Below are 783 nucleotides of genomic sequence, written 5' to 3'. Positions count from 1 at the left end.
TTTCGCAAGAGGTCTAATATTCTGAAAAATGATGAGGCTATTAAATATCCTGTTCAGCAACGGGCGATCAAACAGTTTTTATTTGACCGACTTACTAAAGACCGTTACAAGCAACATGATCATCAATATCAACTAGGGCAACAGAAATCACCTGATTCACTAATGCTAGGAGCTCATGACTCAGAGATGACTTTTGAACTATTGCATCACATTCTTGCAGTAGAAAAAGAGCAAGACCTTCTGTTACCTGAAGCCATTCCTTTGCAAATCGCGCAAAAATTACGTGCCAGAGCTCTGCATTTGAAAACCTCCTATGTAAACCAAAAAAAATCTTCGCGGCTGTTTACCACGGACTTTTTAAGGAAAACTCCCGAGGCATTGGTCACCATGTTACCGACCAATCAGGAGGAGAAAAGGATCATTCACCATGTCCAGGAGCGTTATGCAAATGTACAAAGTAAATATAAAAAACAGCTCAATGCGATCTACTCAATTTATCTTGAAAAAGTTCAGCCCAATTCAGCCCAGTTAATTTTTGAACTGAATGAAAAACGGCAACTGAAGAAACTTCTTTCTTTTATTCATAGCTTATTTCCCAAAAAATATCTCCATTTAGAACTCTCTCAGCAGAGCAAGATAGAGCTCAAAAAGACATTACAGGATTTAACATTGCGGGCAGAAAATTTCAGCCTAAATGAGGACGAACAGCGAATTAAGTTTTGCTTCAAGTGTAAAGATGCGAAGGCACTCGGCGTATTCAAGCTGAACCGTACCGGGTTTGTC

The 783-nt window shown here is 39.3% G+C and carries 1 pseudogene; it reads left to right on the top strand.

The features are described from left to right. Nucleotides 1-783 (top strand): annotated as a pseudogene (locus G5T77_RS15905) (site-specific integrase); the annotation flags it as partial.

Origin of the sequence: Acinetobacter sp. GFQ9D191M (assembly GCF_011174875.1) — a bacterium.
Taxonomy (GTDB): domain Bacteria; phylum Pseudomonadota; class Gammaproteobacteria; order Pseudomonadales; family Moraxellaceae; genus Acinetobacter.
This window is presented reverse-complemented; position numbering and strand designations above follow the sequence as displayed.